The sequence below is a fragment of the Mesocryomonas lacus genome (assembly GCF_055730105.2).
Map to the genome: position 1 here is coordinate 503555 of NZ_JBUZWF020000003.1, position 23630 is coordinate 527184.

A 23630-nucleotide genomic window follows, 5' to 3' on the forward strand; every position below is an offset into this window, starting at 1 on the left:
GAAATCGATAGATTGGTCTCTCGATCTCACTCGGATGCCCAAAGCATACATCGTGGCAGCGCCGACGCTAGACCTTGCATGCCCGGCAAACCTTTGACCGTGACCGGGCCCTCACGCCCCCTGCACGTACCCGTCCAGCACGCGCTTCTGGCCGGCGCGGTCGAAGTCGACCGTCAGCTTGTTGCCCTCGACGACCGCGACGGTGCCGTTGCCGAATTTCAGGTGGAAGACGCGGTCGCCGATGGTGAAGCGGCTGGCCTCCTGGATGACGGATTTGGCGACCAGCTCGCCCTGGATCTCGCGCGGGCCGCCGGCGCGCGCGGCGGCGTGGAAGCCTTGGCGCGGCGGCGGCTGGTTGGAGCCGGGCGAGACGCTGCCGCGGGCCGGCGGCTGCATCCGGCCGGCAAAGCCGGTGGCGTCGCTGAAGCCGGGTTGGCCGCCGCTGCCGGCGGCGGTGCGGGCGCCAGCGGCGGAACCGGAAGCGTGGCGCGCACCGGCGGACGGGCCGGACGTGTTGCTGTATCCGTGCGAAGAGCCGCTGCCCCCGCTCGAACCGAACTCGTCGTCGTTGTCGTCGGGCGGAACCTGCGAGAACTCGTGGTCCTCGAAACCGGCCTTCCTGGCGCTTTCGGCGGCGTAGCGGTCGGCCTTGGCGGAGACGTTGCTGCGCGGGTTGGCGCCGGTCGCGCCGCGCTCGCCGTAGCTGATCGCGGTGTCCTTCGGGCCGGAGCGGTTGCCCCAGGCGGTGTCGCGGCCGCCGGCGGCGCCGCCGCCTTGCTGGGCGCGCGCGGCTTGTGCCCGCTTCCAGCCGGGGGTCTGGTAGGAGGTGGTGGAGAAGGCGTCGGCATCCCAGCGCGAGGCGCCGTAGCCGCCCATGCCGCCGGCGCCGTAGCCGCCATAGGAGGTCGAGGGCTCCATCACCTCGACATGCGCCTCCGGCAGCTCGTCGAGGAAGCGCGAGGGGATGGTCGACTGCCAGAGGCCGTGGATGCGCCGGTTGGAGACGAACCAGATCTTCACCCGCTTCTTGCCGCGGGTGATGCCGACATAGGCGAGCCGTCGCTCCTCCTCGAGGCCGGAGCGGCCGCCCTCGTCGAGCGCCCGCTGGTGCGGGAAGAGGCCCTCTTCCCAGCCAGGCAGGAACACCGTCTCGAACTCAAGGCCTTTCGCCGAATGCAGCGTCATGATCGAGACGGCGTCGAGCTCGGCGTTCTGCTCGGCGTCCATCACCAGCGAGACGTGCTCGAGAAAGCCGGGCAAGCTCTCGTAGAGGTCCATGGAGCGGATCAGCTCCTTGAGGTTTTCCAGCCGGCCCGGCGCCTCGGCGGAGCGGTCGTTCTGCCACATCTCGGTATAGCCGCTCTCTTCGAGGATCATCTCGCCGAGGTCGGTGTGCTTCATCGTGGCGAGGAGGCCGGACCAGCGCTGGAAGTTGGCCACCACCTCCTGCAGCGATTTCCGTGGTTTCGGCTTGAATTCCTCGGTGGCGGCAACCTCTTCTGCGGCGGCCATCATCGGGATGCCGCGGGCCCGCGCGTGGTCGTGCAGGAAGCGGATGGCGGCGTCGCCGAGGCCGCGCTTCGGCGTGTTGATGATGCGCTCGAAGGCGAGGTCGTCGGCCGGCTGCACCACGATGCGGAAATAGGCCAGCGCGTCGCGGATCTCCTGCCGCTCGTAGAAGCGCGGGCCACCGATGACGCGATAGTTGAGGCCGAGGGTGACGAAGCGGTCTTCGAACTCGCGCATCTGGAACGAGGCGCGCACCAGGATCGCCATGTCGTTGAGCTTATGGCCCTGGCGCTGAAGCTGCTCGATCTCCTCGCCGACGCCGCGCGCTTCCTCTTCCGAATCCCAGCCGGCATGCACCTCGACCTTGTCGTCGGCGGGGTCGGACTTTTCGGTGAACAGCGTCTTGCCGAGGCGGTCCTCGTTGTGCGCGATGAGTTTGGACGCCGCGCCGAGGATATGGGCGGTGGAGCGGTAGTTGCGCTCGAGGCGGATGACGGTGGCGCCGGGGAAATCCTTGTCGAAACGCAGGATGTTGTCGACCTCCGCGCCGCGCCAGCCGTAGATCGACTGGTCGTCATCGCCGACGCAGCAGATGTTGACGCTGTCGCTCGCGCTGTAGCGGCGGGGCTCGGCTTCCGCAGCCGCTACGGCCGATCGGCCACCGGAGGCTTCGCCCCAGGGGGGAGGGGTGTTGTCGCCGTCGTCAACGAGGTCGTCATACGCTGACGCGCTGATCTCCCCCCTTGAGGGGGAGATGGCCGGCAGGCCAGAGGGGGGCGAGCTGCCGCCCACCTCTGCTGTTGCGCTATTCGCAAGCGCTGCATCTCGCGCGCCCCCCTCTGCCTTGCCAGGCATCTCCCCCTCAAGGGGGGAGATCGACTGTGCCTGATCCCGCCGCTTCGGGCGCTGGGCGAGGAGGCGGAGCCAGAGGTACTGGGAGATGTTGGTGTCCTGGTACTCGTCGACCAGGATGTACTTGAACCGCCGGTGGTAGTCGGCGAGGACGTCGGGATGCGCGCGGAAGATGGCGATCGGGTGCATCAGGAGGTCGCCGAAATCGGTGGCGTTGAGCGCCACGAGACGGTCCTGATAGGCCTGGTAGAGCTCGCGGCCGCGGCCGTTGGCGAAGGCGCGCGCATCCCCCTCGGGAATGTCCTTCGGCGTCAGGCCCTTGTTCTTCCAGCCGTCGACGAGGCCGGCGAAGGCGCGTGCCGGCCAGCGCTTGTCGTCGAGCTTCTCGGCCTGGATCAGCTGCTTCATCAGCCGGATTTGGTCGTCGGTGTCGAGGATGGTGAAGTTCGACTTCAGCCCGACCAGCTCGGCGTGCCGGCGCAGGATCTTGACGCCGATGGAGTGGAAGGTGCCGAGCCAGGGCATGCCCTCGACCGCGCCGCCGCCGACGAGAAGCCCGATGCGCGTCTTCATCTCGCGCGCCGCCTTGTTGGTGAAGGTCACCGCAAGGATCTGGCTGGGGAAGGCCTTGCCGGTGGCGAGGATGTGGGCGATGCGCGTAGTCAGAACGCGTGTCTTGCCGGTGCCGGCACCGGCGAGCACCAGCACGGGCCCCTCGGTCGCCTCGACCGCGGCCCGCTGTTCGGCGTTGAGGCCCTCGAGATAGTCCGGCGCTTTCGGTCCGCCGCGGGCGGCCAGCGCGCGTGCGGCGATGCCGCCGGCGCGGGGGGCCGGGGGCCGGCTCTCGCCGTCGGGCCGGGACGCGCCGTCGGGCCGGCGGGGAATGCTGGAATCGCTCATATTCCCTATCTAATCGGCCGCTCGCCGGAACACTAGGGGAACGCGGTCACACCTCGGTTCCCGCCGTCCTCCGGCGCGGGCGCTGCCATCTGCGGCAATCTTCCAGATATTTGGTCGCGCCGTGGTTGATCCGGCGGGGTCAGCATTTAAGCTGAGGACCAAACCAGGGAGATACGAGATGACCAAGACGCCCGCCATCACCCAGGCGATGATCAACGCCTATGACGAGTACACCCATCTGACGCTCGACCGACGGGGCTTCATGCAGAAGCTGACCGGCCTTGCCGGTTCGGCGGCCGCTGCCGCCGCGATCGCGCCGATGCTGGGGGCCTCCAACGCCGAGGCGGCGATCGTGCCGGAGGGCGATCCCGGCATCGAGACGTCCTGGGTCCTCTTCAGCGCCGGCGAGACCGAGATGAAGGCCTATCTCGCGCGGCCGAAGGATGCGGCGGGTTCGCTTCCCGGCGTCATGGTGATCCACGAGAACCGCGGCCTCAACGGGCATATCCAGGATGTGGCACGGCGGCTCGCCAAGGCCGGCTTCGTGGCGCTGGCGCCGGACTTCCTGTCGGCGAACGGCGGCACCCCGCCGGACGAGGACAAGGCACGCGACCTCATCGGCACGCTCGATCCCTCGGTGACCACGGCGCTCGCCAAGGATTCGGCGGACTGGCTGACGAAGGCCGACGGCGTCAACGGCAAGGTCGGCGCCGTCGGCTTCTGCTGGGGTGGCGGTCTCGTCAACGACCTCGCGGTCGCCGATCCTGCCCTCGCCGCCGGCGTCGCCTATTACGGCCGCCAGCCGAAGGCCGAGGATGTGGTGAAGATCAAGGCTGCGGTCATGCTGCACTATGGCGGCCTCGACGACCGGATCAATGCCGGCATTCCCGCCTACCGCGATGCCCTCGAGAAGGCAGGCGTCGAGCATCAGATCTTCGTCTATGATGGCGTCAACCATGCCTTCAACAACGACACATCAGTCGCCCGCTACGACAAGGCGGCGTCCGATCTCGCCTTCGAGCGCACGACGACATTCCTGAGGACCAAGCTCAGCTGAGGAGGGCCCATGCTGCACTACCTGCATCCCGATCCGCTCGGCGAGATGCCGAACAGCACGCTGCCGCTGATCGTCGCGGCGGGGGCTGTCGGTCCCGATCTGTCGGAGAATGCCGTCCACGATCTCCTGCGCAGCCACGGCTGGCAGGGAACGTGGACCTACACGGTCTACGACTACTGGCATTATCACGCGGCCGGGCACGAGGTTCTCGTCTGCATTGCCGGGCATGCCCGCATCGGTTTCGGCGGCGATACCGGCGAGGAAGTGGAGATGACGCCCGGCGATGCCGTGATCATTCCCGCTGGCGTCGGGCACAAGCGGCTTTCGGCCTCGCCCGACTTCCAGGTGGTCGGCGCCTATCCGCCCGACCAGAATGGCGCCATCACCCGCGCCGGCGCGATGGCGCTGGTGGTCGCTGCGCGGTCGATCGGCCAGCTCGCGCTGCCGGTGATGGACCCGCTGAGCGGCGACGAGCCCGGTCGGCTGGCGGCCTGGCGGTAGCGGCGCAAACGCGCAGCCCAGACCTCTGGCGCGACCCCGCCGCTTTATGGCATGCCCGTCTGAGAAAAGCAGGAGAACGGGCATGACACTGGCCGACATCAGGCGCGAGAGCGTAGAGCCTCGGACGGGAACGGCCACGGCCGTGGCGGCCCTGAAGGAGAAGTTCGGCGAGCGGCTGTCGACCGGCGCGGATGTCCGACGTGCCCATGCGCACACGACGACCTACATCCCCAACCAGATGCCCGACGCCGTGTTCTTCGCCGAAAGCGAGGAGGACGTGCGCGACCTCGTGCTGGTCTGCCATCAGCATTCCTGCCCGATCGTGCCTTTCGGCATCGGCTCGTCGCTCGAAGGCCACGTCAACGCGCCGCAAGGCGGCATCTCCGTCGACCTGTCGCGCATGGACAGGATTCTGCAGCTCAACCCCGAGGATTTCGACGTCACGGTCCAGCCGGGCATCACCCGCGAAGCGCTGAACGCCCAGCTGCGCGACACCGGCCTGTTCTTTCCGATTGATCCCGGCGCGAACGCCACGCTCGGCGGCATGGCCGCGACGCGGGCGAGTGGGACGAGCGCGGTGCGCTACGGCACGATGCGCGACAACGTGATCGGGCTGACGGCGGTGATGGCGGACGGGCGGATCGTGCGCACCGCGCGCCGCGCCAAGAAGACCTCGGCCGGCTACGACCTGACGCGGCTGCTGGTCGGCTCGGAAGGCACGCTCGGCATCATCACCCAGCTGAACCTCAAGCTCTACGGCATTCCCGACACCATCCTCTCCGGCGTCTGCCCGTTTCCCAGCGTTCGGCAGGCCTGCGACGCGGTCATCCAGACGATCCAGGCGGGCATTCCGGTGGCCCGCATCGAGCTTCTGGACGCGCTCGCGGTGCAGGCCTCGATCAACTATTCGCAGATCGACCTGCCGCACTCGCCGTGCCTTTTCGTGGAACTGCACGGCTCGGCCGCATCGGTGGCGGAGCAGGCCGAGTTCTTCGAGGCGATCACCGCCGAGAACGGCGGCGGGACCTTCGCCAGCTCGACGCGCACCGAAGAACGCGCGAAGCTCTGGAAGGCGCGGCACGACTTCTACTGGGCCGGCATGACGCTGCGGCCGGGCGCCGAGGCGATCGCGACCGACGTCTGCGTGCCGGTCTCGTCGCTGTCGGACTGCATCGGCGAGACCCAGGACGACATCGCCGCGATCGGCATGATCGCGCCGATCGTCGGCCATGTCGGCGACGGCAATTTTCACGTGACGCTGCTGCTCGACCGCGAGAACCCGGAGGAGATCGACCGCGCCGAGGCCTTCATTGCCCGGCTGTCGCAGCGCGCGTTGAAGTTCGACGGCACCTGCACCGGCGAGCACGGCGTCGGCCAGGGCAAGCGCGGCTATCTCGAGGATGAGCTCGGCGAAGCGCTGGGAGTGATGCGGCAGATCAAGCAGGCGCTCGATCCGCGCAATATCCTCAATCCCGGCAAGATCTTCATGGCCGACTGAATCGACAAAGCCGCTGCATTCTGGCCTATCGTCACCGGAGCCCGGCGCTAAGCCGCCGGGTTATCGGATGGAGCGTCTGTCGCCGTGCGCCTCAGCGCCGCGATGATGTGTCGGGAAGCAGCGACCTGAGGTCCGGAAGGATGGGGTCGTTCAGCGGAGGAATGGACCCTGGTCAGAGCCTTTGTCGCGATCGGCGGGCTGCTTGTCGTCGCTCTGCTCGGCGTGTTGATTGCGCCGTGGTTCGTCGATTGGACCGCCTACCGCGCCGATTTCGAGCGCGAGGCGAGCCAGATCCTCGGCCAGTCCGTCACGGTGCGCGGCGAGGCGTCCGCCCGGCTGCTGCCGTTTCCGAGCGTGACATTCTCGGATGTCGTCGTCGCCGATCCGGGCGACGGCACCAAGCCGTTGATGAGCATCGCGAAGTTCCGAATGGACGCCGAGCTCGCCCCCTATCTGTCGGGCGAGATCCGGATTTTTTCCATGCGGCTCGACCGCCCAAGGCTGCGGGTTCCGCTGGGCGCGGATGGACGGCTCGCCTTCGTCGGCAGCCGCGCCCGCCTGCCGACCACGGCACAAGTGGTGCTCGAGGACGTTGAGGTCGTCGACGGGGCGGTCACCGTCGAGAACGGGCTGACCGGCCGAAGCTATGATCTCGCCGCCGTGGGGGGACGGTTCTCGGCGAAGTCGCTGAGCGGTCCGTTCAGCGGGACGGGAATGCTCACCGCCGGGGGAAAGCCGCTCTCTTTCGGCATCTCGTCCGGGCCGCTGCAGCCGGAGACCGGACTGCCGTTCAAGCTGACGGTCGACTCGCCGGATCTCGACGCCAGCGTCGTCTTTGACGGCTCAGTCAATCTGGCGGAGCGCCGTCCGACGCTCGCCGGCAAGCTGCAGGTGGCGAGCCCGCTGCCGGTTGCGCTGCCGAAGTCGGTCGAGCCCTTCGCCGCCGCCGAGAAGGCGCCGATCCGCCAGGACGCGCCGGCGGTCAAGCTGCTGCCTCCCTTTGCGCTGACCTCGGCGATCGCCGGCACGCCCGATGCCTTGGCGCTGAGCGATATACGTTTGGCTGCCGGCAGTGGCGAGGTTCCCTATATCCTCACCGGCAGCGGCAGTATCGGCCTGTCGCAGCTGCCGCATTTCGATCTCGACCTCAAGGGCGAGCAGGTCGACGTTGACAAGATCGCGGGCAAGGCCACCGCCCGACCCGACACGGTGACCTTCGACCAGCGGCTGGAAGCGGCGCGCGCGGTGTTTGCCGCCGTGCCTAAACCGAGGATCCCCGGGACGGTCAAGGTGGCGCTGCCGATCGTGGTCGCCGGCGACACGACGATCCGCGACGTCGCCTTCACGGTTTCGCCGACCGACACCGGCTGGTCGGTCGAGCGTTTCGGTGCCGAACTGCCGGGACGGACCCGGATGGAGGCGTCCGGCGTGATGACGCTTGACCGGGCGATCGAGTTCAAAGGCGATCTGCTCGTCGCCTCGCGCCAGCCGTCGGGCTTCGCCGGCTGGCTGACCGGGACGGTCGATCCGGCCATCCGCGCCCTGCCGCAGGCGGGCTTCTCCGGCAAGGTCGAGCTCAGCCGAGAGGCGCAGCAGTTTCGCGATCTGGAAGTCGACGTCGGCGGAGACACGCTGCGCGGCAGCCTGGCGCGAAGCGGACCACGGCAGGACCGCGCGATGACGGCGGACTTCACCGCCGGCAGCATGGACCTCGACGCCTTGCTCGCGCTCTCGCGCCTGTTCACCGGCGAGGACGATACACTGGCGCGAGCCGATCGGCTCAACCTCAGGATCGCCGCCGGACCGGTGCGCTATGCCGGCGCGACCGCCGCCCGGATCGATGCCGACATCGGCTATGACGGCCGCCAGCTGGCGATCCGCAAGCTCGCGCTCGGCGATGTCGACGGTGCCGACCTCGAGGTCTCCGGCGAGCTCGGCGACCTCGCCAGCGATATCGCCGGGCGGTTGACCGTGGCGCTCGATGCGGCCGATCCGGAACGGCTGGTGGAGGCGCTCGTCCAGCGGCTGCCGCGCAGTCCGGCGCTGGAGGCGTTGCGCGTGCGGGCGCCCGCGCTCGGGCCGTTGAGCCTGCGCGGCGAGGTTCGCACGGTTGAGGATGCGCCGGGCGAGAAGCCCTCGCTCGCTGCCGACCTGACGGGCAAGGCCGCCGGAACCGACATTGGCATGCAGCTCTCGCTCGGCAATGGCCTCTATGCCGCAGGGACCAACGGGCGCTTCGGGCTGGAGCTGAAGCTCTCCAACACGGTGCCGGCGACGCTGCTCGGTCAGCTCGGGCTGGAGACGCTGCCGGTGCGCGCGCCGTCGCCGCTGGAGCTCGAGCTGTCCCTCTCGGCGGGAACCGCGGGGCCGGTGGCCGCGAGTGCGGCGCTGCGCGCGCCGGGGACCGATCTCAATGCCGAGGGCACGTTCGACCTTGCCGCCAGCACCATCACCGCGGCCGATTTCGGCCTCACCGCCAAGAGCCAGGATTTGGGGCCTTGGCTGATCACCACGGGCTCCGCCATCGGCCAGTCGCAGCTCGATCCGCTGCCGATCGATCTCGGTGCGCACCTCGCCTTCGACGGCAAGACGCTGGCGCTGCGCAACCTCGCGGGGTCCGCCGGCGGCACCGAGGTTTCGGCCGAACTGGAAAAGGACAGCGACGGACCTCTGACCGGCAACGTCTTCGCGCGGAACCTGTCGCTGCCCTGGCTCGCGACGTTGGCCTACGGCCGCTCGCCGGAAGACGCTGGCGGCGCGGCGGAGAGCTTTCCCGCGCCCTTGCTGCCGCCGATGGAGATGGTGCTGGGGGTGACGGCGGAGCGGCTGCGGCTGGCAGACGGTGTCGCGGCTCGGGATTTCTCGGCGACCCTCGCTGCCTCCGACGGGCAGCTGGCGTTCCGGAACCTGCAGGCATCGGTCGCCGGCGGCTATGTCGCCGGCGAGGCGGTGCTGCGCAACGCCAACGGCATTGGCGGGCTCTCGCTGCAGGCACAGCTGAGCGGCATCGATGCCGGCGCCCTGGCACTTGGGCGTGCGGGGGAAGATGACGACGCGGCGGCGGAAGAGAACGACCCGGACGGGCCCGACGCGGCCGTGGCCGGGGCCATCGACGCGACGGTCAAGCTCGACGGCACCGGGCAGTCCTATCGGGCGCTGGTCTCGTCGCTGACCGGCGCCGGCACGGTGAGCGTCAGCGATGCGTCCTTTGCCGGCGTGCGGCCGGGCATGTTCAGGCCGATCCTCAAGGCGGCGGATGCCGAGGGTTTTGTCCCCGGCGCCGACACCGCGTCGCGGCTCGTGGCGGACCTTGACGAAGGCGCGCGCTACCCGGTGGCGGCGGCGAAGACCGACTTCACCGTGGCGGGCGGGGTCGCCCGGTTCGCGGCGACCACGCTGCCGGGAGACGCCGAGACGCTGACGGGCAGTGCGGCGCTCGATCTGAAAAACCTCAGCGTTTCCGCCGATCTGAGGCTCGACATGCAGGCCGGCGACGATGCGGTGGAGGGCGCGGCGCCTTCCATCCTCTACCGCCTGTCCGGTCCGATCTCCCGGCCAACGCTGACGGCCGACGTCCAGCCGCTGGCGAGTTACCTCTCGGTGCGCGCCTATGAGCGGGAGCAGGCACGGGTCGAGGCCATGCAGGAGGCACTTCAGGAGCGGCTGCGGCTGCGGCGCGAGGCGCGCTACTACCGCTGGCGCGAGACCAGCCGGATTGCGGCACAAGAGGCCGCGGCGGCCGAAGCTGCGCGCGAGGAAGTGCGGCTGAAGGAAGAGCAGGCGCGGGCCGAGGCGACGCGGGTCGAAGCCGAGAAGGCCGCGGCCAAGGCCGAAGAGGAACGCTTGGCGGCAGAAGCGGCGGCCAAGGCGAAGGCGGCGGCGGCCGCAGCTGCGGCTGAAAGAGCCGCGGTGGCAAAAGCCCTGGCCGACCGTGTGGCCGCCGACAAGGCCGCGGCCGAGAAAGCGGCTGCCGAGAAGGCGTTGGCGGACAGGCTGGCGGCGGAGCGGCGGGACGCCGCGCAACAGGCAGCCGAAAGGGCGGCAGCTGCGGAAGCAGAAGCGGCGAGGGCCGATGCGGCTGCAGAGGCAGAACAGGAAGCCGCGGCCGCCAAGGCGATTGCCGAGGCGCGCCTTCGCGAGGCGGCACGCGCGGCAGCCCGGGCAAAGGCTGAGCAAGATGACAGCGGCGCTGCCGGCAATGCGGGTGCGGGCGAGGCCACCACGCCGCCGACGGAGCGGCGCACGCTCGACACCGACCAGATCACCCGGCCGCTCGAACTCGCGCCGCCGACCGAAGCGCCGAGGGATTTTCCTTCGCTACCCGGCGTGAAGAACCCGTTGCAGTTCGGACCGAGATAAGGTGTGCCTCGCTACAGGCTCAGGCTCAGGCTCAGGCTCAGGCTCAGGCTCAGGCGTTGGGTCGGCGAGGCGATGACGTCGCTGCCTCGTTGCCGGTCGAAGGGATGTGGTGCCCTCCGCGTCAGCCTCATGAGAGATGATCGCTTCGGTGAGATGAGGGGAGGGCCTGCGTCGACCTAGGCGCTTCGCGTGTCCTGCAAACAGCGCCGAATGGCCCCGCTGATCGAACTGCGGCACTGCACCCCAAGGCGCGGCGGGAAATAGGCTTTCCGATACGGGCCTGATCTGACCTCCCACAACCGGCGCTGCGCTCGGTTGTACGCCGACGGGACCTGACCGGTGTGGTAGCCGCCTCAATCGCGCGCTGCCACCTCGTGCGCAACAGGCGCAGCCGGGCGAGGTGGTGCAGTCTCGCCTCGGGCGGCCAGGGCTTCGTCGAGCACGAACAGCCGGATGGCGGAGGAAAGGTTGGTGCCGGGTGTTCGGGCGGTGTCGATTCCGGCGACGAGGGCGGCCAGAGCCGTCCGCCGATCGGCGGCAATCGCCTGGAGGCGTGCCCAGAACGCGTCCTCGATGCTGATCGACGTCCGGTGGCCGCGAATGCTGATCGAGCGCTTGACGATCATCGCCGGCTTTCAGTCGGCCGAGCGAGTATCCGCCGGGCCCTCGGTAAGCGTTGAGGGGACAGTGGCGGTGTCGGCAGCCGTATCGGCGAAGCCGTTCGAGCCCGCATCGGTCTGCGGCTTCCCCAGTCTACGCCCGTCGAGGCGTGACGCGAGCGTCTCGCGTTCGGTCTTCGCCGCCTCCCGCAAGCGCTTCGGAAGGCCGAAAGCCGTACGGTTGGCATCGGCTTGATCGGCCGCCGCGGCCCGCGCGAGCCGCTTGCGCGCCTGCCGGAGATTGACGATCTCGGCCATGCGCCGGCTCAGGTCTTCTTGCGAAACGCGTCCAGCGACACGACCTCGGCGTTCTTCTTTTCGGCCGCAGCAGGGGCTGGCTTTTCTTCGGTCGGCGCCTCGCCTTGGTCCTTGGAACGGGCCTTGGCCGGCAGCTTCGCCGGCGCGGCGCGCGGCGTCTTCGGCACTTCCTGCAAGGCGGGCGGCGCGATCGACACCGGCGCGTCGTCGCTCGATCCATTGGCGGCCTCGACCTCGCGCACGTCGAACTCGAGCTCGAAGTTGACGGCCGGATCGTAGAAGCCGCGGATCGCTGCGAACGGGATCAGCAGGCGCTCCGGGATGTCGGAGAAGGACAGGCCGACCTCGAAGGTCGTATCGGTCACCGCAAGGTCCCAATACTGGTGCTGGATGACGATCGTCATCAGCTCCGGGTATTTTTCGCGCAGCCGCGACGAAATCCGCACGCCGGGTGCGGAGGTCAGGAAGGTGATGAAGAAGTGATGCTCGCCCGGCAGTCCGGTCTTGATGACTTCGTTCAAGACCTTCCGGATGACGCCGCGCAGGGCATCCTGCGCGAGAATATCGTAGCGGATTAGATCCTGGCCCATCGTGACGCTCTGACTGCTCTTCTCGGGGGCTTGCCGGGACGGCGGGCCCGTAAATCAGTGGAGGCTTCTGTTGCCAGGTGCCTCCGAACCCCGCCTAGAAGTGCGAACCCCCAGGGCTTGATTTGAAGCTATCGCACAGCCTTAGGCTGCGAGACGTGCTTCCGCATAGTTGTCATTGGCAACTACTATATAGCCCGATGACGGTGGTACCATGCCGAGCAAAAGTTCGATCTTTACACCCTCGTCGATCCTATTTCGCCCCCGCCTCAACCCTTCCCGTGGAAGATTGACCCCCGATGAGGGAGGACTTTTCCACTGCGGAAGGGTTCAGGTGGAGGCGCCGGGTACCGCCCCCGGGTCCGAATGGCTTATTTCATCGTCCGTTTATCGCTATAGCCGGCTTGCACCGGCGAGACGAATATAGGCAGTTCCCTGCCATCTGAAAAGGCCGAAAGCGCCAAGCCATTCTAAGCCGGCGAGATAGTCGCCGACATTTCCTTTCCGAGGTTTCGATGCGTGCCTATCTCGATCTCATGGCCGACGTTCTGGCCGGCGGCGCCGACAAGGGCGACCGGACCGGCACCGGCACCCGTTCGGTGTTCGGCCGTCAGATGCGGTTTGATCTCGCCGCCGGCTTTCCGCTCGTCACCACCAAGAAGCTCCACCTTCGCTCGATCATCCACGAGCTGCTCTGGTTCCTGAAGGGCGACACCAACATCGCCTATCTCAACGCCAACGGCGTGAAGATCTGGGACGAGTGGGCGGATGCGGACGGCGAGCTCGGCCCGGTCTACGGGGCGCAGTGGCGGTCTTGGCCCGACTATCAGGGCGGCCACATCGACCAGATCGCCGGCGTCGTCGAGGCCATCAAGCGGAACCCGAATTCGCGCCGGCTGATCGTCTCGGCCTGGAATCCGGCCCTCGTCGACGAGATGGCGCTGCCGCCCTGCCATTGCCTGTTCCAGTTCTACGTCGCCGACGGCAAACTGTCCTGCCAGCTCTACCAGCGCTCTGCCGACATCTTCCTCGGCGTGCCCTTCAACATCGCCTCCTACGCGCTGCTGACGGCGATGATCGCCCAGGCGACGGGATATCGGCCCGGCGAGTTCATCCACACGCTCGGCGACGCGCATCTCTATGCCAACCATTTCGAGCAGGCGCGGCTGCAGCTGACGCGGGAGCCGCTGCCGCTGCCGCAGCTGCGGCTGAACCCCGCGGTCACCGATCTCTTCGCCTTTGGCTTCGACGACATCACCATCGAGAACTACCAGGCGCACGACAGCATCAAGGCGCCCATCGCCGTCTGAGCAACCGTCAGGGCTGGTTTCACAATCCGTTCTGGCGCAATTTCCGATGTCTGACGCCGGGAGAAACGCGATGCTGACCTTGATTCATTCGCCGCAGTCGCGCTCGACGCGCATTCTCTGGCTGCTGGAGGAGCTCGGCGCGACCTACGACGTCCGCTATGTCGGCATCCGCCGCATGGACGGGTCCGGTGCCCGCGATCCCGCCAACCCGCACCCGGCCGGACAGGTGCCGGCGCTGCTGCACGACGGCGCAGTGATCTCGGAGTCCAGCGCCATCGTGCTGTACCTCACCGATCTCTTCCCCGATTCCGAGATGGGACGGCCGATCGGCCACCCCGAACGCGGCGCCTACCTGACATGGCTCGCCTATTATGCCGGCGTCCTCGAGCCGGCGGTGACCGCGCGGCAGCTGCAGATCGCGACGCCGGGCTCGCTCTTCGCCCGGCAATTCGACGAACTCGGGGAAAGGCTGCAGGCGACCCTCTCACGGCACGACTATCTGCTCGGCGACACCGTGTCGGCTGCCGACATCCTGGTCGCCAGCGTCATGCAGTGGTCGGCCTCACTGATGCCGGACCTCGAAGTGCTCCGGGCGCATGCCGAGCGGATGTCGGTCCGTCCGGCGCTGGCCCGCGGCCTGCAGCGGGACGCGGCATGACCCGACTGGTCGCCGTCGTCGCCATGGCCGAAAACAACGTCATCGGCCGGGACGGCGAAATGCCCTGGCGCCTCGCCACCGACCTCAAGCGCTACCGCCGGCTCACCATGGGCAAGCCGATGATCATGGGACGCAAGACGCTGGTCTCGATCGGGCGGGTGCTCGACGGGCGGGATTCGGTCGTGCTGACTCGGAGCGCAACTTTGCCGATCGCCGGTGCGCACGCCGTCGCGACGCCGGAGGCGGCCCTCGCTCTTGCGGAGGAGCTTGCCGGTCAACGCGGCGCCGACGAGATCGTGATCGCCGGCGGGGCAGAGATCTATACCCTGTTCATGGACCGGCTCGAGCGCCTTTACGTCACCCATGTCGAGGCGAGGCCGGAGGGGGATACGCTGTTTCCGGCCATCGATCCGCTGCGGTGGAAAATCGTGCAGTACGAGGATGTTTCCGCTGGCGAGCGGGACAGCGCAGCCAGCCGTTTCGTCATCTACGACCGGATCTGAGATCACCCTCGAGGGGCCGCCGTTTGCCGCCTGGGCGGCAGGCATCCGGTAACGATGACCGGCGGCGCGACCGGTAAAACCGCGTCCTCGCGTTGAAAGGGCTCAAGCCAGTTCCTATAAGGGTTTTGGACGAATGATCGACGATGCGGGGCAGTTCCCGTGTCCTTCATGTCAATCGAGAGGACATGCATGCCCTGGAGCAATCAGACCGGTGGTGGCGGCGGCTATAAAGGCAGCGGCGGCAACGGCAATGGCAACGGCCCTTGGGGCCAAGGCCCGCGCCCCGGTAACGGCGGGAAATCTCCCGACCTCGAGGAAATCCTGAGGCGCGGCCAGGACCGTCTTCGGCGCGCCATCCCAGGTGGTGGCGGTGGCGGCGGCGGTCGCGGTGGTCCTCCCGGCGGAGCGGCCAGCGGTTTTGCCTTCGGCGGCCTTATTCTCGTCGTCCTCGCGCTGATCTGGGTCTTCAACGCGGTCCATACCGTCCAGCCCGGCGAATACGGCGTGAAGATCTTCCTCGGCAAGCCACGCCAGGAACTCGCCAGCGAGGGCCTGAATTTCACCGCCTGGCCGCTCGAGACGTTCCAGACCGTGCCGGCCGTCGAGAACCAGCTGCGCATCGGCAGTGCCAGCCCGGATGGCTCCGGCGCTCTCGCAGGGCAGATGCTCTCGGGCGACCAGAACATCGTCAACGTCCAGTTCTCCGTGCTCTACCGCATCGACAATCCGCAAGCCTATCTCTTCAACGTCGACGATCCGCAGGGCATGCTGCGGCAAGTCGCCGAGAGCGCGATGCGTGAAGTCGTCGGACGTCGGCCTGTCGACGAGGTGTTCCGCGACAACCGCGCCGGCATTGCCGAGTCGGTCCGCGCGATCATGCAGGATGCCCTCGACCGCTACGGCTCGGGCCTGCGCATCAGCGGCGTCTCCATCGAGGACGCGGCGCCGCCGCAGCAGGTTGCGACCGCCTTCGAGGAAGTGCAGCGCGCCGGCCAGGACCAGACCCGTTTTGTCGAAGAAGCCAACCTCTACCGCAACCAGCAGCTGGGTGAAGCCCGTGGTCAGGCCGTTCAGATCCGCGAAGACGCGGCCGCCGAGCGCAACCGTTTGATCCAGGACGCGCAAGGTGAATCGCAGCGCTTCACTGCCATTCTGGACGAGTACGAGAAGGCGCCTGAAATCACGCGTCGTCGGATCTTCCTCGAGACCATGGAAGGCGTCTACCGCGACGCCAAGAAGGTGATCATTGAGTCCGGCACCAACGGACAGGGTGTCGTGCCCTACCTGCCGCTGAACGATCTGCAGCGGCGCGGCGGGACGACCGTTGCCCCGAACACCCCGAACCAGAACTACGGCTCGACCAGCACCGGCGCGACCGCCAGCCAGGGAGCCAACTGATGAGCAACCGTTTCTATGCCGGCCTGCTCGGCTTCGCCGTCGTCCTGTTCATCATCTGGAGCTCGATCTTCGTCGTCAACGAGCGCGAGCAGGCCGTGGTGATCCGCCTTGGTCAGATCCAGCGGGTGATCACCGAGCCCGGCCTTTACGCCAAGCTGCCCTTCGCCTTCGCCAATGCCGACATCGTCCAGATGCTGCCGGACCGCCTGCTGCGCTCCGACATCACCGACCTCGAGGTTCAGGTGTCCGGCGGCGCGCGTTATGTCGTCGATGCGTTCATGGTCTACCGCATCACCGATGCCCGCAAGTTCCGGGCCGGCGTCCAGGGCGGCCAGTTGGAGATCGCCGAGCAGCGGCTGCTGACGCGCTTCAACTCCGCCATCCGCGCCACCTACGGCAAGCGCAGCTTCGACGCGGCGCTCTCCTCGGCGCGGGCGGAAATGATGGTCGAGATCCGCGACCAGGTTCGGCCGGAGGCCTCGGCGCTCGGCATCAGCCTCGAGGACATCCGCATCAGCCGGACCGACCTCACCAGCGAAGTGTCTGAGAACACCTACCGCCGGATGGCGGCAGAGCGTCTGACTGAGGCCGAGCGGCTGCGCGCCGACGGCCAGGTTTCGGCCCGCGAGATCCGCGCCGCCGCTGAACGTGAATCCTCCGAGCTCCTCGCCGGCGCACGCCGCGAGGCAGCTGTCCTGCAGGGCGGCGGCCAGGCCCAGCGCAACGCGATCTTCGCCGCGGTGTTCGGGCGCAACCCGGAGTTCTTCGAGTTCTACCGCTCGATGCAGGCCTACAAGACCGCGCTCGACGGCAACGGACCCTCGATGGTCCTAAGCCCGGACTCTGAGTTCTTCCGCTACTTCAAGAGCGATGGTGCGGCCGGCGCCACGGCTTCCGTCGCGGTGCCCCCGGGTGTCGCGGCCGCTGCAGCCGAAGCCGCTGCGGAAGCCGCAACGCCGCCGACAGCACCGGCAGCGGACGCACCGGCACCCGCAGGCGCCCCCGCGGCGTTGCAGGCGCCGGCGCTGGATACGCCAGCGCCGGCAGATGCACCGGCTCCCGCGGAAGCACCGGCGCCAGCCGGGACGCCGGCGCCCGCAGAAGCGCCGGCCTCGGCGCCCGCACAGTAAGTCTTTATGCCGGGCGGCTTCCACCGCCCGGCATTTTCATTTTAGGGCTGCCGAGCGGGTCACGTCGGCGGTGCAAAGCCGTGAAGTGGCCGTAATCTTCTTGCTTCGGCCATGTTTTTCCGTTTGCCTCGATCGGGTGCGCAGGGCGCGATCTCCGGGGCCCATGCCGGCGACGGCCCGGGCGCGAGAACCACGGGAACCGCTATGTCCGACCGCCGCCCGCTGCACGCCCTGACGGGTCTTCTTCTCCTCGGTCTCGCAGTGCCCGCCGGCGCGCAAGGGGTGATCGCGCCGCCGCCCCAAGGCCAGACGGTAGCCCCGCAGCCCCCGGTCGCCGACACCGTCAATCCCGCAGCCCCCGGCGTTCCCGCGACGCCGCATCGGTCGAACGGTCCGGAATCCGTTGCCGATGTCGCCGAGCCGCTGCTCGACGCCGTGGTCAACATCTCGACCTCCCAGACCGTCGAGGGTTCCTCGCGCAACGTGCCGCGGCTCGAGGCGCCCGAAGGCTCGCCGCTTCAGGACTTCTTCGACGATCTCCTGAAGGACGGCGACGGCAGTGATTCCCGCAAGGTGCAGTCGCTGGGCTCGGGCTTCGTCATCGACCCCGCCGGCTACATCGTCACCAACAACCACGTCATCGCCGACGCCGACGAGATCACCGCCAATTTCGCCGACGGCTCCAAGCTCGATGCCGAACTCGTCGGTGTCGACACCAAGACGGACATTGCGCTGTTGAAGGTCGTACCGAAGACGCCGCTGAAGGCCGTAAAGTTCGGCAATTCCGAGAAGCTGCGGATCGGCGACTGGGTGATGGCCATCGGCAACCCTTTCGGGCTCGGCGGTTCGGTGACCGTCGGCATCGTCTCGGCCCGAGGCCGCAACATCAATGCTGGCCCCTACGACAACTTCATCCAGACCGATGCGGCGATCAACCGGGGCAATTCCGGTGGCCCGCTGTTCGACATGTATGGCGATGTCGTCGGCATCAACACCGCCATCATCTCGCCGACCGGTGGCTCGATCGGCATCGGCTTCTCCATTCCCTCGGTGATCGCCTCCAACGTCATCGGCCAGCTCCGCCAGTTCGGCGAGACGCGGCGCGGCTGGCTCGGCATTCGTCTGCAGGAGGTGACGGACGACATCGCCGAGGGCCTCGGCCTGCCGGCCGCCAAGGGCGCGCTGGTGATGGGCGTCGTCCCGAAAGGCCCGTCCGACAACGGCTTGCTAAAGGTCGGCGACGTCATCGTCACCTTCGACGGCAAGGACATCCTGACCTCGCGCGACCTGCCGCGCATCGTCGCGGAGACTCCGGTCGGCAAGAAGGTCGTGGTGAAGCTGCTGCGTAAGGAAGCGAAGACCTCCGATCCCGTGCAACAGATCGACGTCGACGTGACGCTCGGCCGGCTCGAGGACGGCGAGAAGCTGATGGGTGACGAGGACAAGGCGGACACCGAGGACAGCCAGCCCGGCGCGAAGGCGCAGGAGGGTGTCGAGGTGCTCGGCTTGGCTCTCGACGAGATCGACGAGGCGGCCCGCACGAAGTTCGGGCTCGGCGCCGACGTGTCAGGCGTCGTGATCACCGCCGTCGCGCCGTCGTCCGGCGCGGCCGAGAAGGGGATCGAGCCCGGCATGGTCATCCGGGAGGTCGCGCAGGAGCAAGTGGCAAAGCCCGCCGACATCGCCAAGAAGATCGCCAGCCTGAAGACCAGCGGCCGCAAAAACGCGCTGCTGCTGCTTGCCACCGCGACGGGCGAACTGCGCTTCGTGGTGGTGCCGATCGATTGACGTCGTGACTCTGGCGCCGGAGGCCGGGGCAAAGCCCGTTCCGGTGCCCCATCCAGTGATCGTCTTCGATACCGACTGCGTGTTGTGCAGCGGGATGGTCGCGTTTGTGCTGCGCTTCGAGCGCGATGCGGCGCTGCATTTCGTTGGCGCCTGGTCGCCGGAGGGCGCGGGGCTCGCTGCGGCCCATGGGCTCACGCCCGAAGACCTCGATGCGACCTTCTTGGTTGTGGTGAGTAAGGGCCTGATGCGATCCGATGCGGCGATCGAGATCAGCCGGTACCTGAAGGCGCCCTGGCGCTGGCTCGGGCTTTTGCGCATCGTCCCGCGCTCCTGGCGTGACAGCGCTTATGATCTCGTCGCACGGCGACGCTATCGCTGGTTCGGTCGGCGCGAGAATTGCACCTTGGTGCCGCCGGACCAGCGCCATCGCTTCACCGGCTTTGACGAGGCGAGGGCGCGTGTCTCGTAAAGCCGTCTAGCTTTGGTGAGTCGCAAGCGCCGACCATTGCCCCCGCGAAAGGCGATAGAGTTTGTGGCGGACGAGATGGGGATGGGTCCTTGGATCGACCTTGGGATGGTCGAAGTCGGCAACCCGCTCCAAGCCAAGGCGCAACATCACCGCTTCCGAGGCAATATTGTCGACGACGCAGAAGCTGACGATCTCGCCGATGTCGAAGCCGGCAAAAGCGAAGTCGCGGCAGGCGCGGCCCGCTTCTGTGGCAAATCCATTGCCGCATTCTTCCGGCAGAAGCCGCCAGCCGATCTCGACCCCCGGGGCACGGGGCATATTGGCATCGAGCCGGGCCGTGCCGGTCATGCCGACGACCCGCCCGTCCTCTTTGGCCTCCAGCGCGAAGAAGGTCATGCCGTCGCGGTCGAGCATGGCGTTGAAGCGGTCGAGGGCGGCATCGGACTCGGCCCGGTCGCGGCGAAAGGGAAAGAAACGCATCACCGTTTCGTCGCTGTTCAGCCGGTGAAACGCCGCGCGGTCGCGGTCCATCCAGCGGCGGACAATCAGCCGCTCGGTCTCGAACGGGATCATCCGACGAAGTCGGTCGCCGCATAGCCCTGGAGGAAGAGCAGGGCGGTGAGGTCGCCATGGTCGATCCGGTGCGGGGCGGCGGCGGCGACCGCGGGCTTGGCGTGGATCGCGACGCCAGTGCCGGCGATGCCGATCATGCCGAGATCGTTGGCGCCGTCGCCGACGGCCAGCGCGTCGGCAGGCGTCAGGCCGCGCATCCCCGCGATCTGCCGGAGCGCCTCGACCTTGGCCTCGCGGCCGAGGATAGGCGCTTCGACGGTGCCGGCGAGATGGCCATCGGTGATGTCGAGCCTGTTGGCGCGGTTCTCGTCGAAACCGAGGCGGGCCGCGATGACCGAGGTGAAGGCGGTGAAGCCACCCGACACCAGCGCAGCATAGGCACCGTTGGCGCGCATCGTGGCGACGAGCGTGGCGCCGCCGGGGGCGAGGGTAATGCGCGAGGCGATGACGTCGGCGATGACGCTTTCTGGGAGCCCCTTCAGCAGCGCGACGCGGGCGATGAGCGCCGGCTCGAAGTCGATCTCGCCGTTCATCGCCCGCGCGGTGATCTCGGCGACCTCGGTCTTCAGCCCGACAAGGGCGGCGAGCTCGTCGATGCACTCTTCCCCGATCATCGTTGAATCCATGTCGGCGATCAGAATCTGCTTGCGCCGACCGGCCGCCTCCTGCACCACGCAGTCGACCTTGGTGGCGGCCGCGAGCGCGCGGACCTCGGCCATCGCCGCCGCCGTCGGCGCTCCGGGCAGATGGATGTCGCAGGCGACGTCCGGCTGCAGCCAGGTCAGCGCACCGCCAAGGCTTTCCGCGACGTCGCGGGCGATGGGCAGGCTGTGCCGGGCGGAGATGAGCGTGACGACGAGCATGGCGCGAATGTCCCAACCAGCCGGACAAATCCGGTCGGTCCTGATAGCCGGGCCGACCGCGAGCGGCAAGTCGGGGCTGGCCGTGCAGCTGGCGAGGGCTTTCGGCGGCGTCGTCGTCAACGCCGACTCCATGCAGGTCTATGACGGCCTGCGGCTCCTAACCGCGCGACCGTCCGACGCCGATCTCGCCGCCGCGCCGCATGCCCTCTACGGCCACGTGCCGCCGGATGCCGATTACAGCGTCGGCGCCTGGGCGCGGGACGTTGCGCCGCTTCTGGCGACGCTTGCTGCCGAGGGCCGGATGCCGATCATCTGCGGCGGCACCGGCCTCTACTTCAAGGCGCTGCTCGGCGGCATCGACGCGATGCCCGCAGTGCCCGATGCCGTCCGGACGGCCTGGCGGGCCCGCATGGCGGACGAGGGGCCGCAAGCCCTCCATGCCGAACTCGCGCGGCGCGATCCCGAGACGGCAGCGCGGCTGCGGCCGGGGGATCCGCAGCGGATCCTGCGGGCGCTGGAGATCTTGGCGGTCACAGGCGAGCCGCTGGCGGCGCTGCAGCGGGGCGCCGGCGCCCCGCTGATCGCGGCGGACTCGGCGCTGACGATCCTCCTCACCCCGCCGCGTCCGGTTTTGCGCGATCAGATCCGCCAGCGGTTCGACGCCATGCTGACGGCCGGCGCTCTGGCCGAGGCGGAAGCCTTTGCTAAAATCCCCGGCGCGCTCGCCGGGACGGCGGGCAAGGCCATCGGCGTTGCCGAGCTTGTCGAGCACCTCGAGGGGCGGCTCGACCTCGATGCGGCGACGGACCGCGCGGTCACCCGCAGTCGGCAATATGCCAAGCGGCAGGAAACCTGGTTCCGGCACCAGTTCGACGGCGGCCGTCTGCAGCCGACCGAACAATTGGATGCCGATCTCGGCAAAGTGCTCCAAAACTTTAAGTTCAGTAAACCTTCAGGCAGCTAAGTCTCATCCACGGACGTCAGGCATGGCATGGGTGAGAATGACATCGAGAAAAGTTGAGATTTCATTCGTCGTGCTGCTGGCGGTCATTTTCGCGGCTGCGGTCCTCGTTTCGGAGATGGCGGGCGAGTTCGGCCGCCAGCTGGCGGTTTCCGGCGGGGTTCCGAACGGGGACTATATACGGTTCCTTTACCTCTCCATCGAGGGCCTGCTGATCACGGCCGCTATTGTCGCCCTTGTCTTCGTGCTGCCCTTCCTGCGGGCGCAGTCGCGCGAGCACGGCAAGCTCTCCATGCTGACCAGTGTCCTTCGGCGCCGCACCAAGGAGATGGAGCAGGCGGCTCTGACCGACGGTCTGACGGGACTGGCGAACCGTCGGCATTTCGACGATGCCCTGGACCAGCAACTCAGCGCCTTCGACAGGAGTGCCGAGCCGCTGGGCCTGATGATCCTTGATCTCGATCACTTCAAGGGCATCAACGACACCCACGGCCACGATGTCGGTGACGAGGTACTGCGCAAGGTCTCGAAGTGCCTGATGGACTACACGCGCCATCACGACACCGTCGCGAGACTGGGCGGCGAGGAATTCGCGGTGGTCGTCCCGAACATGAGCCCGCGCGATCTCGGTGACTTCGCCGACCGGTTGCGGCTCGCCGTCGAGCGGCTGCGGATCCAGTCGGGCAACGTGCGGCTGCGCATCACCATGTCCATCGGCCTCGCCGAGGCCCGGCCGGGCGAGAACGCGGCATCGCTTTACAAGCGCGCCGACATCAATCTCTACAACGCCAAGCAATCCGGCCGAAACCGCATCTGCGCCTGACGATATCAGCCGGCGCCGGAACCGATCCGCCGACAAGCGGTTTCGGCCGACCATTGTCGAAACGCTGTCGGTCATCCCGGCGGCAGCCTGGAAGCTTTCATGTCCGCCACCGACGTTCTTCACCAGCACCGGCGTCCGATCGAGAAGGCGGCCCGCGCCGGCTATGTCGCACGCGGCGCGGTCTATCTGATCATCGGCTACTTCGCCTTCAAGGCTGCCTATTCCACCGGACGGGCGATGGGCTCGAAGGAAGCGATCGGTACGGTTTTTGGCTCGGTCGGCGGCGTCGTACTTCTCTCCGTTCTCGTCGTGGCCTTGCTGGCGTTCTCGCTCTGGCGCTTCTTGCAGGCCGGTCTCGATCCGGACCGACATGGTACGGGGGCGAAGGGCCTCTTCGTGCGGACCGGTCTTCTGGCGAGCGGCGTGTCCTACGGCGCGCTGGCGCTGTTTGCCGCGACCCTCGCCATCGGCGCCGGTTCCGGCGGCGGCGGGATGATGCATGACGGCATCTCCATGGCTTATGCCGCGGGCTTTGGCCGGGCCCTGACGCTGGCTGCCGCCGCGATCATGCTGGTGGCGGGCTTGGCTCACATCTTCAAGGGCGCCACCGCGGGGTTTGAGAAATACATGCGGTTTCCGGCCGACCGCAGCTGGCTGAAGCCGGTCTGCCAGGTTGGCCTCATGGCCCGTGGCGCTACGTTTCTGCTGCTCGGCTTCCTGATCTTCACCGGGGCGGTGTCCTATGCCGACAGCGAGACGCCGGGCCTTGGCACCGCGCTCGACGCTATGGCGGACTGGCGCTACGGCTGGGCCTTCCTGGCCGCGACTGGCCTCGGACTGATGGCCTTCGGCGTCTACGCGCTGGCCCAGGCGCGCTATCGTCGCATCGAGGTGTCCGCCGGCTGATCGGTGGATGTTTGATCGCGTGACGGAGGGGCGTTGACGCGCCTCTCCGTTGCGATTAACGTCTTCAC

General features: G+C 67.9%; 20 protein-coding genes and 1 other RNA gene. 14 read left to right on the forward strand and 7 right to left on the reverse strand.

Annotated elements, in window-relative coordinates; translation table 11 throughout:
- Positions 1 to 111: 111 nt before the first annotated feature.
- A complete protein-coding gene (locus ACZLZQ_RS12180; protein ID WP_472949582.1) occupies positions 112 to 3261 on the reverse strand; it encodes an ATP-dependent helicase in 3150 nt (1049 codons plus the stop codon).
- A 178-nt stretch (positions 3262 to 3439) separates the two neighbouring features.
- Here ACZLZQ_RS12180 and ACZLZQ_RS12185 point away from each other — a divergent pair, with 178 nt between their 5' ends.
- The 4 genes from ACZLZQ_RS12185 (at position 3440) to ACZLZQ_RS12200 (ending at position 10676) form a co-directional block, all read left to right on the forward strand.
- Positions 3440 to 4318, forward strand: coding sequence for a dienelactone hydrolase family protein (locus ACZLZQ_RS12185; RefSeq protein ID WP_472949583.1), 879 nt, complete (start codon positions 3440 to 3442; stop codon positions 4316 to 4318).
- Between the two features lie 9 nt (positions 4319 to 4327).
- Entirely contained in the window at positions 4328 to 4819 is a 492-nt protein-coding gene (locus tag ACZLZQ_RS12190; protein WP_472949584.1) for a cupin domain-containing protein, read from the forward strand.
- An 82-nt stretch (positions 4820 to 4901) separates the two neighbouring features.
- On the forward strand, positions 4902 to 6317 hold the full coding sequence (locus tag ACZLZQ_RS12195; RefSeq protein WP_472949585.1) for an FAD-binding oxidoreductase: 1416 nt from the start codon (positions 4902 to 4904) through the stop codon (positions 6315 to 6317).
- Positions 6318 to 6515: 198 nt separating this feature from the next.
- Positions 6516 to 10676, forward strand: a complete 4161-nt coding sequence (locus tag ACZLZQ_RS12200) for an AsmA family protein (protein WP_472949918.1) — start codon at positions 6516 to 6518, stop codon at positions 10674 to 10676.
- A gap of 353 nt (positions 10677 to 11029) precedes the next feature.
- On the opposite strand, the gene ACZLZQ_RS12205 is transcribed toward ACZLZQ_RS12200, so the two are convergent.
- The 4 genes from ACZLZQ_RS12205 to ssrA all read right to left on the reverse strand — a co-directional run bounded on the left by ACZLZQ_RS12205 (position 11030) and on the right by ssrA (position 12633).
- Entirely contained in the window at positions 11030 to 11302 is a 273-nt protein-coding gene (locus ACZLZQ_RS12205; protein ID WP_472949586.1) for a ribbon-helix-helix domain-containing protein, read from the reverse strand.
- Between the two features lie 9 nt (positions 11303 to 11311).
- A complete protein-coding gene (locus tag ACZLZQ_RS12210) occupies positions 11312 to 11593 on the reverse strand; it encodes a DUF4169 family protein (RefSeq protein WP_472949587.1) in 282 nt (93 codons plus the stop codon).
- An 8-nt stretch (positions 11594 to 11601) separates the two neighbouring features.
- Complete coding sequence (locus ACZLZQ_RS12215) at positions 11602 to 12183, reverse strand: SspB family protein (RefSeq protein WP_472932582.1); 582 nt, start codon at positions 12181 to 12183, stop codon at positions 11602 to 11604.
- A gap of 56 nt (positions 12184 to 12239) precedes the next feature.
- Positions 12240 to 12633, reverse strand: a transfer-messenger RNA (tmRNA) gene (gene ssrA, locus ACZLZQ_RS12220).
- Between the two features lie 62 nt (positions 12634 to 12695).
- On the opposite strand from ssrA, the gene ACZLZQ_RS12225 reads away from it, so the two are divergent.
- The 7 genes from ACZLZQ_RS12225 to ACZLZQ_RS12255 all read left to right on the forward strand — a co-directional run bounded on the left by ACZLZQ_RS12225 (position 12696) and on the right by ACZLZQ_RS12255 (position 19436).
- On the forward strand, positions 12696 to 13490 hold the full coding sequence (locus ACZLZQ_RS12225; protein WP_472949588.1) for a thymidylate synthase: 795 nt from the start codon (positions 12696 to 12698) through the stop codon (positions 13488 to 13490).
- 70 nt (positions 13491 to 13560) lie between these two features.
- Positions 13561 to 14148 carry a glutathione S-transferase family protein gene (locus tag ACZLZQ_RS12230; protein WP_472949589.1) on the forward strand — a complete coding sequence of 196 codons (588 nt, stop codon included), beginning with the start codon at positions 13561 to 13563 and terminating at the stop codon, positions 14146 to 14148.
- Entirely contained in the window at positions 14145 to 14651 is a 507-nt protein-coding gene (locus tag ACZLZQ_RS12235; RefSeq protein ID WP_472949590.1) for a dihydrofolate reductase, read from the forward strand. The genes ACZLZQ_RS12230 and ACZLZQ_RS12235 overlap by 4 nt, the downstream gene beginning before the upstream one ends.
- 189 nt (positions 14652 to 14840) lie before the next feature.
- Entirely contained in the window at positions 14841 to 16049 is a 1209-nt protein-coding gene (hflK, locus tag ACZLZQ_RS12240) for an FtsH protease activity modulator HflK (protein ID WP_472932576.1), read from the forward strand.
- Positions 16049 to 17179 carry a protease modulator HflC gene (hflC, locus tag ACZLZQ_RS12245; protein WP_472949591.1) on the forward strand — a complete coding sequence of 377 codons (1131 nt, stop codon included), beginning with the start codon at positions 16049 to 16051 and terminating at the stop codon, positions 17177 to 17179. The genes hflK and hflC overlap by 1 nt, the downstream gene beginning before the upstream one ends.
- A gap of 204 nt (positions 17180 to 17383) precedes the next feature.
- Positions 17384 to 18967 carry a Do family serine endopeptidase gene (locus tag ACZLZQ_RS12250; protein WP_472949592.1) on the forward strand — a complete coding sequence of 528 codons (1584 nt, stop codon included), beginning with the start codon at positions 17384 to 17386 and terminating at the stop codon, positions 18965 to 18967.
- 55 nt (positions 18968 to 19022) lie between these two features.
- Positions 19023 to 19436: a thiol-disulfide oxidoreductase DCC family protein gene (locus ACZLZQ_RS12255; RefSeq protein ID WP_472949593.1), complete on the forward strand. Its 414-nt coding sequence runs from the start codon at positions 19023 to 19025 to the stop codon at positions 19434 to 19436.
- A 6-nt stretch (positions 19437 to 19442) separates the two neighbouring features.
- Here ACZLZQ_RS12255 and ACZLZQ_RS12260 read toward each other — a convergent pair whose 3' ends face one another.
- Both ACZLZQ_RS12260 and serB read right to left on the reverse strand, forming a co-directional pair.
- Entirely contained in the window at positions 19443 to 20009 is a 567-nt protein-coding gene (locus tag ACZLZQ_RS12260; RefSeq protein ID WP_472949594.1) for a GNAT family N-acetyltransferase, read from the reverse strand.
- Entirely contained in the window at positions 20006 to 20872 is an 867-nt protein-coding gene (serB, locus tag ACZLZQ_RS12265; protein WP_472949595.1) for a phosphoserine phosphatase SerB, read from the reverse strand. The genes ACZLZQ_RS12260 and serB overlap by 4 nt, the downstream gene beginning before the upstream one ends.
- 7 nt (positions 20873 to 20879) lie before the next feature.
- Here serB and miaA point away from each other — a divergent pair, with 7 nt between their 5' ends.
- The 3 genes from miaA to ACZLZQ_RS12280 all read left to right on the forward strand — a co-directional run bounded on the left by miaA (position 20880) and on the right by ACZLZQ_RS12280 (position 23562).
- Positions 20880 to 21836 (forward strand): tRNA (adenosine(37)-N6)-dimethylallyltransferase MiaA, encoded by a 957-nt coding sequence (gene miaA, locus ACZLZQ_RS12270; RefSeq protein ID WP_472949596.1) that lies wholly within the window; start codon positions 20880 to 20882, stop codon positions 21834 to 21836.
- A gap of 37 nt (positions 21837 to 21873) precedes the next feature.
- Positions 21874 to 22656 carry a GGDEF domain-containing protein gene (locus ACZLZQ_RS12275; RefSeq protein WP_472932564.1) on the forward strand — a complete coding sequence of 261 codons (783 nt, stop codon included), beginning with the start codon at positions 21874 to 21876 and terminating at the stop codon, positions 22654 to 22656.
- 99 nt (positions 22657 to 22755) lie between these two features.
- Positions 22756 to 23562, forward strand: coding sequence for a DUF1206 domain-containing protein (locus ACZLZQ_RS12280; RefSeq protein ID WP_472932562.1), 807 nt, complete (start codon positions 22756 to 22758; stop codon positions 23560 to 23562).
- The last annotated feature ends 68 nt before the right edge of the window (positions 23563 to 23630 follow it).

What these genes read in the sequence shown, in the direction of transcription:
- hflC (WP_472949591.1), top strand. Translation starts at nt 16,049, where the DNA reads ATGAGCAACCGTTTCTATGCCGGCCTGCTCGGCTTCGCCGTCGTCCTG.
- ACZLZQ_RS12205 (WP_472949586.1), bottom strand. Translation starts at nt 11,302, where the DNA reads ATGATCGTCAAGCGCTCGATCAGCATTCGCGGCCACCGGACGTCGATC.
- ACZLZQ_RS12275 (WP_472932564.1), top strand. Translation starts at nt 21,874, where the DNA reads ATGACATCGAGAAAAGTTGAGATTTCATTCGTCGTGCTGCTGGCGGTC.
- serB (WP_472949595.1), bottom strand. Translation starts at nt 20,872, where the DNA reads ATGCTCGTCGTCACGCTCATCTCCGCCCGGCACAGCCTGCCCATCGCC.
- miaA (WP_472949596.1), top strand. Translation starts at nt 20,880, where the DNA reads ATGTCCCAACCAGCCGGACAAATCCGGTCGGTCCTGATAGCCGGGCCG.
- ACZLZQ_RS12260 (WP_472949594.1), bottom strand. Translation starts at nt 20,009, where the DNA reads ATGATCCCGTTCGAGACCGAGCGGCTGATTGTCCGCCGCTGGATGGAC.
- hflK (WP_472932576.1), top strand. Translation starts at nt 14,841, where the DNA reads ATGCCCTGGAGCAATCAGACCGGTGGTGGCGGCGGCTATAAAGGCAGC.
- ACZLZQ_RS12280 (WP_472932562.1), top strand. Translation starts at nt 22,756, where the DNA reads ATGTCCGCCACCGACGTTCTTCACCAGCACCGGCGTCCGATCGAGAAG.
- ACZLZQ_RS12215 (WP_472932582.1), bottom strand. Translation starts at nt 12,183, where the DNA reads ATGGGCCAGGATCTAATCCGCTACGATATTCTCGCGCAGGATGCCCTG.
- ACZLZQ_RS12250 (WP_472949592.1), top strand. Translation starts at nt 17,384, where the DNA reads ATGTCCGACCGCCGCCCGCTGCACGCCCTGACGGGTCTTCTTCTCCTC.
- ACZLZQ_RS12235 (WP_472949590.1), top strand. Translation starts at nt 14,145, where the DNA reads ATGACCCGACTGGTCGCCGTCGTCGCCATGGCCGAAAACAACGTCATC.
- ACZLZQ_RS12230 (WP_472949589.1), top strand. Translation starts at nt 13,561, where the DNA reads ATGCTGACCTTGATTCATTCGCCGCAGTCGCGCTCGACGCGCATTCTC.
- ACZLZQ_RS12225 (WP_472949588.1), top strand. Translation starts at nt 12,696, where the DNA reads ATGCGTGCCTATCTCGATCTCATGGCCGACGTTCTGGCCGGCGGCGCC.
- ACZLZQ_RS12180 (WP_472949582.1), bottom strand. Translation starts at nt 3,261, where the DNA reads ATGAGCGATTCCAGCATTCCCCGCCGGCCCGACGGCGCGTCCCGGCCC.
- ACZLZQ_RS12185 (WP_472949583.1), top strand. Translation starts at nt 3,440, where the DNA reads ATGACCAAGACGCCCGCCATCACCCAGGCGATGATCAACGCCTATGAC.
- ACZLZQ_RS12190 (WP_472949584.1), top strand. Translation starts at nt 4,328, where the DNA reads ATGCTGCACTACCTGCATCCCGATCCGCTCGGCGAGATGCCGAACAGC.
- ACZLZQ_RS12195 (WP_472949585.1), top strand. Translation starts at nt 4,902, where the DNA reads ATGACACTGGCCGACATCAGGCGCGAGAGCGTAGAGCCTCGGACGGGA.
- ACZLZQ_RS12210 (WP_472949587.1), bottom strand. Translation starts at nt 11,593, where the DNA reads ATGGCCGAGATCGTCAATCTCCGGCAGGCGCGCAAGCGGCTCGCGCGG.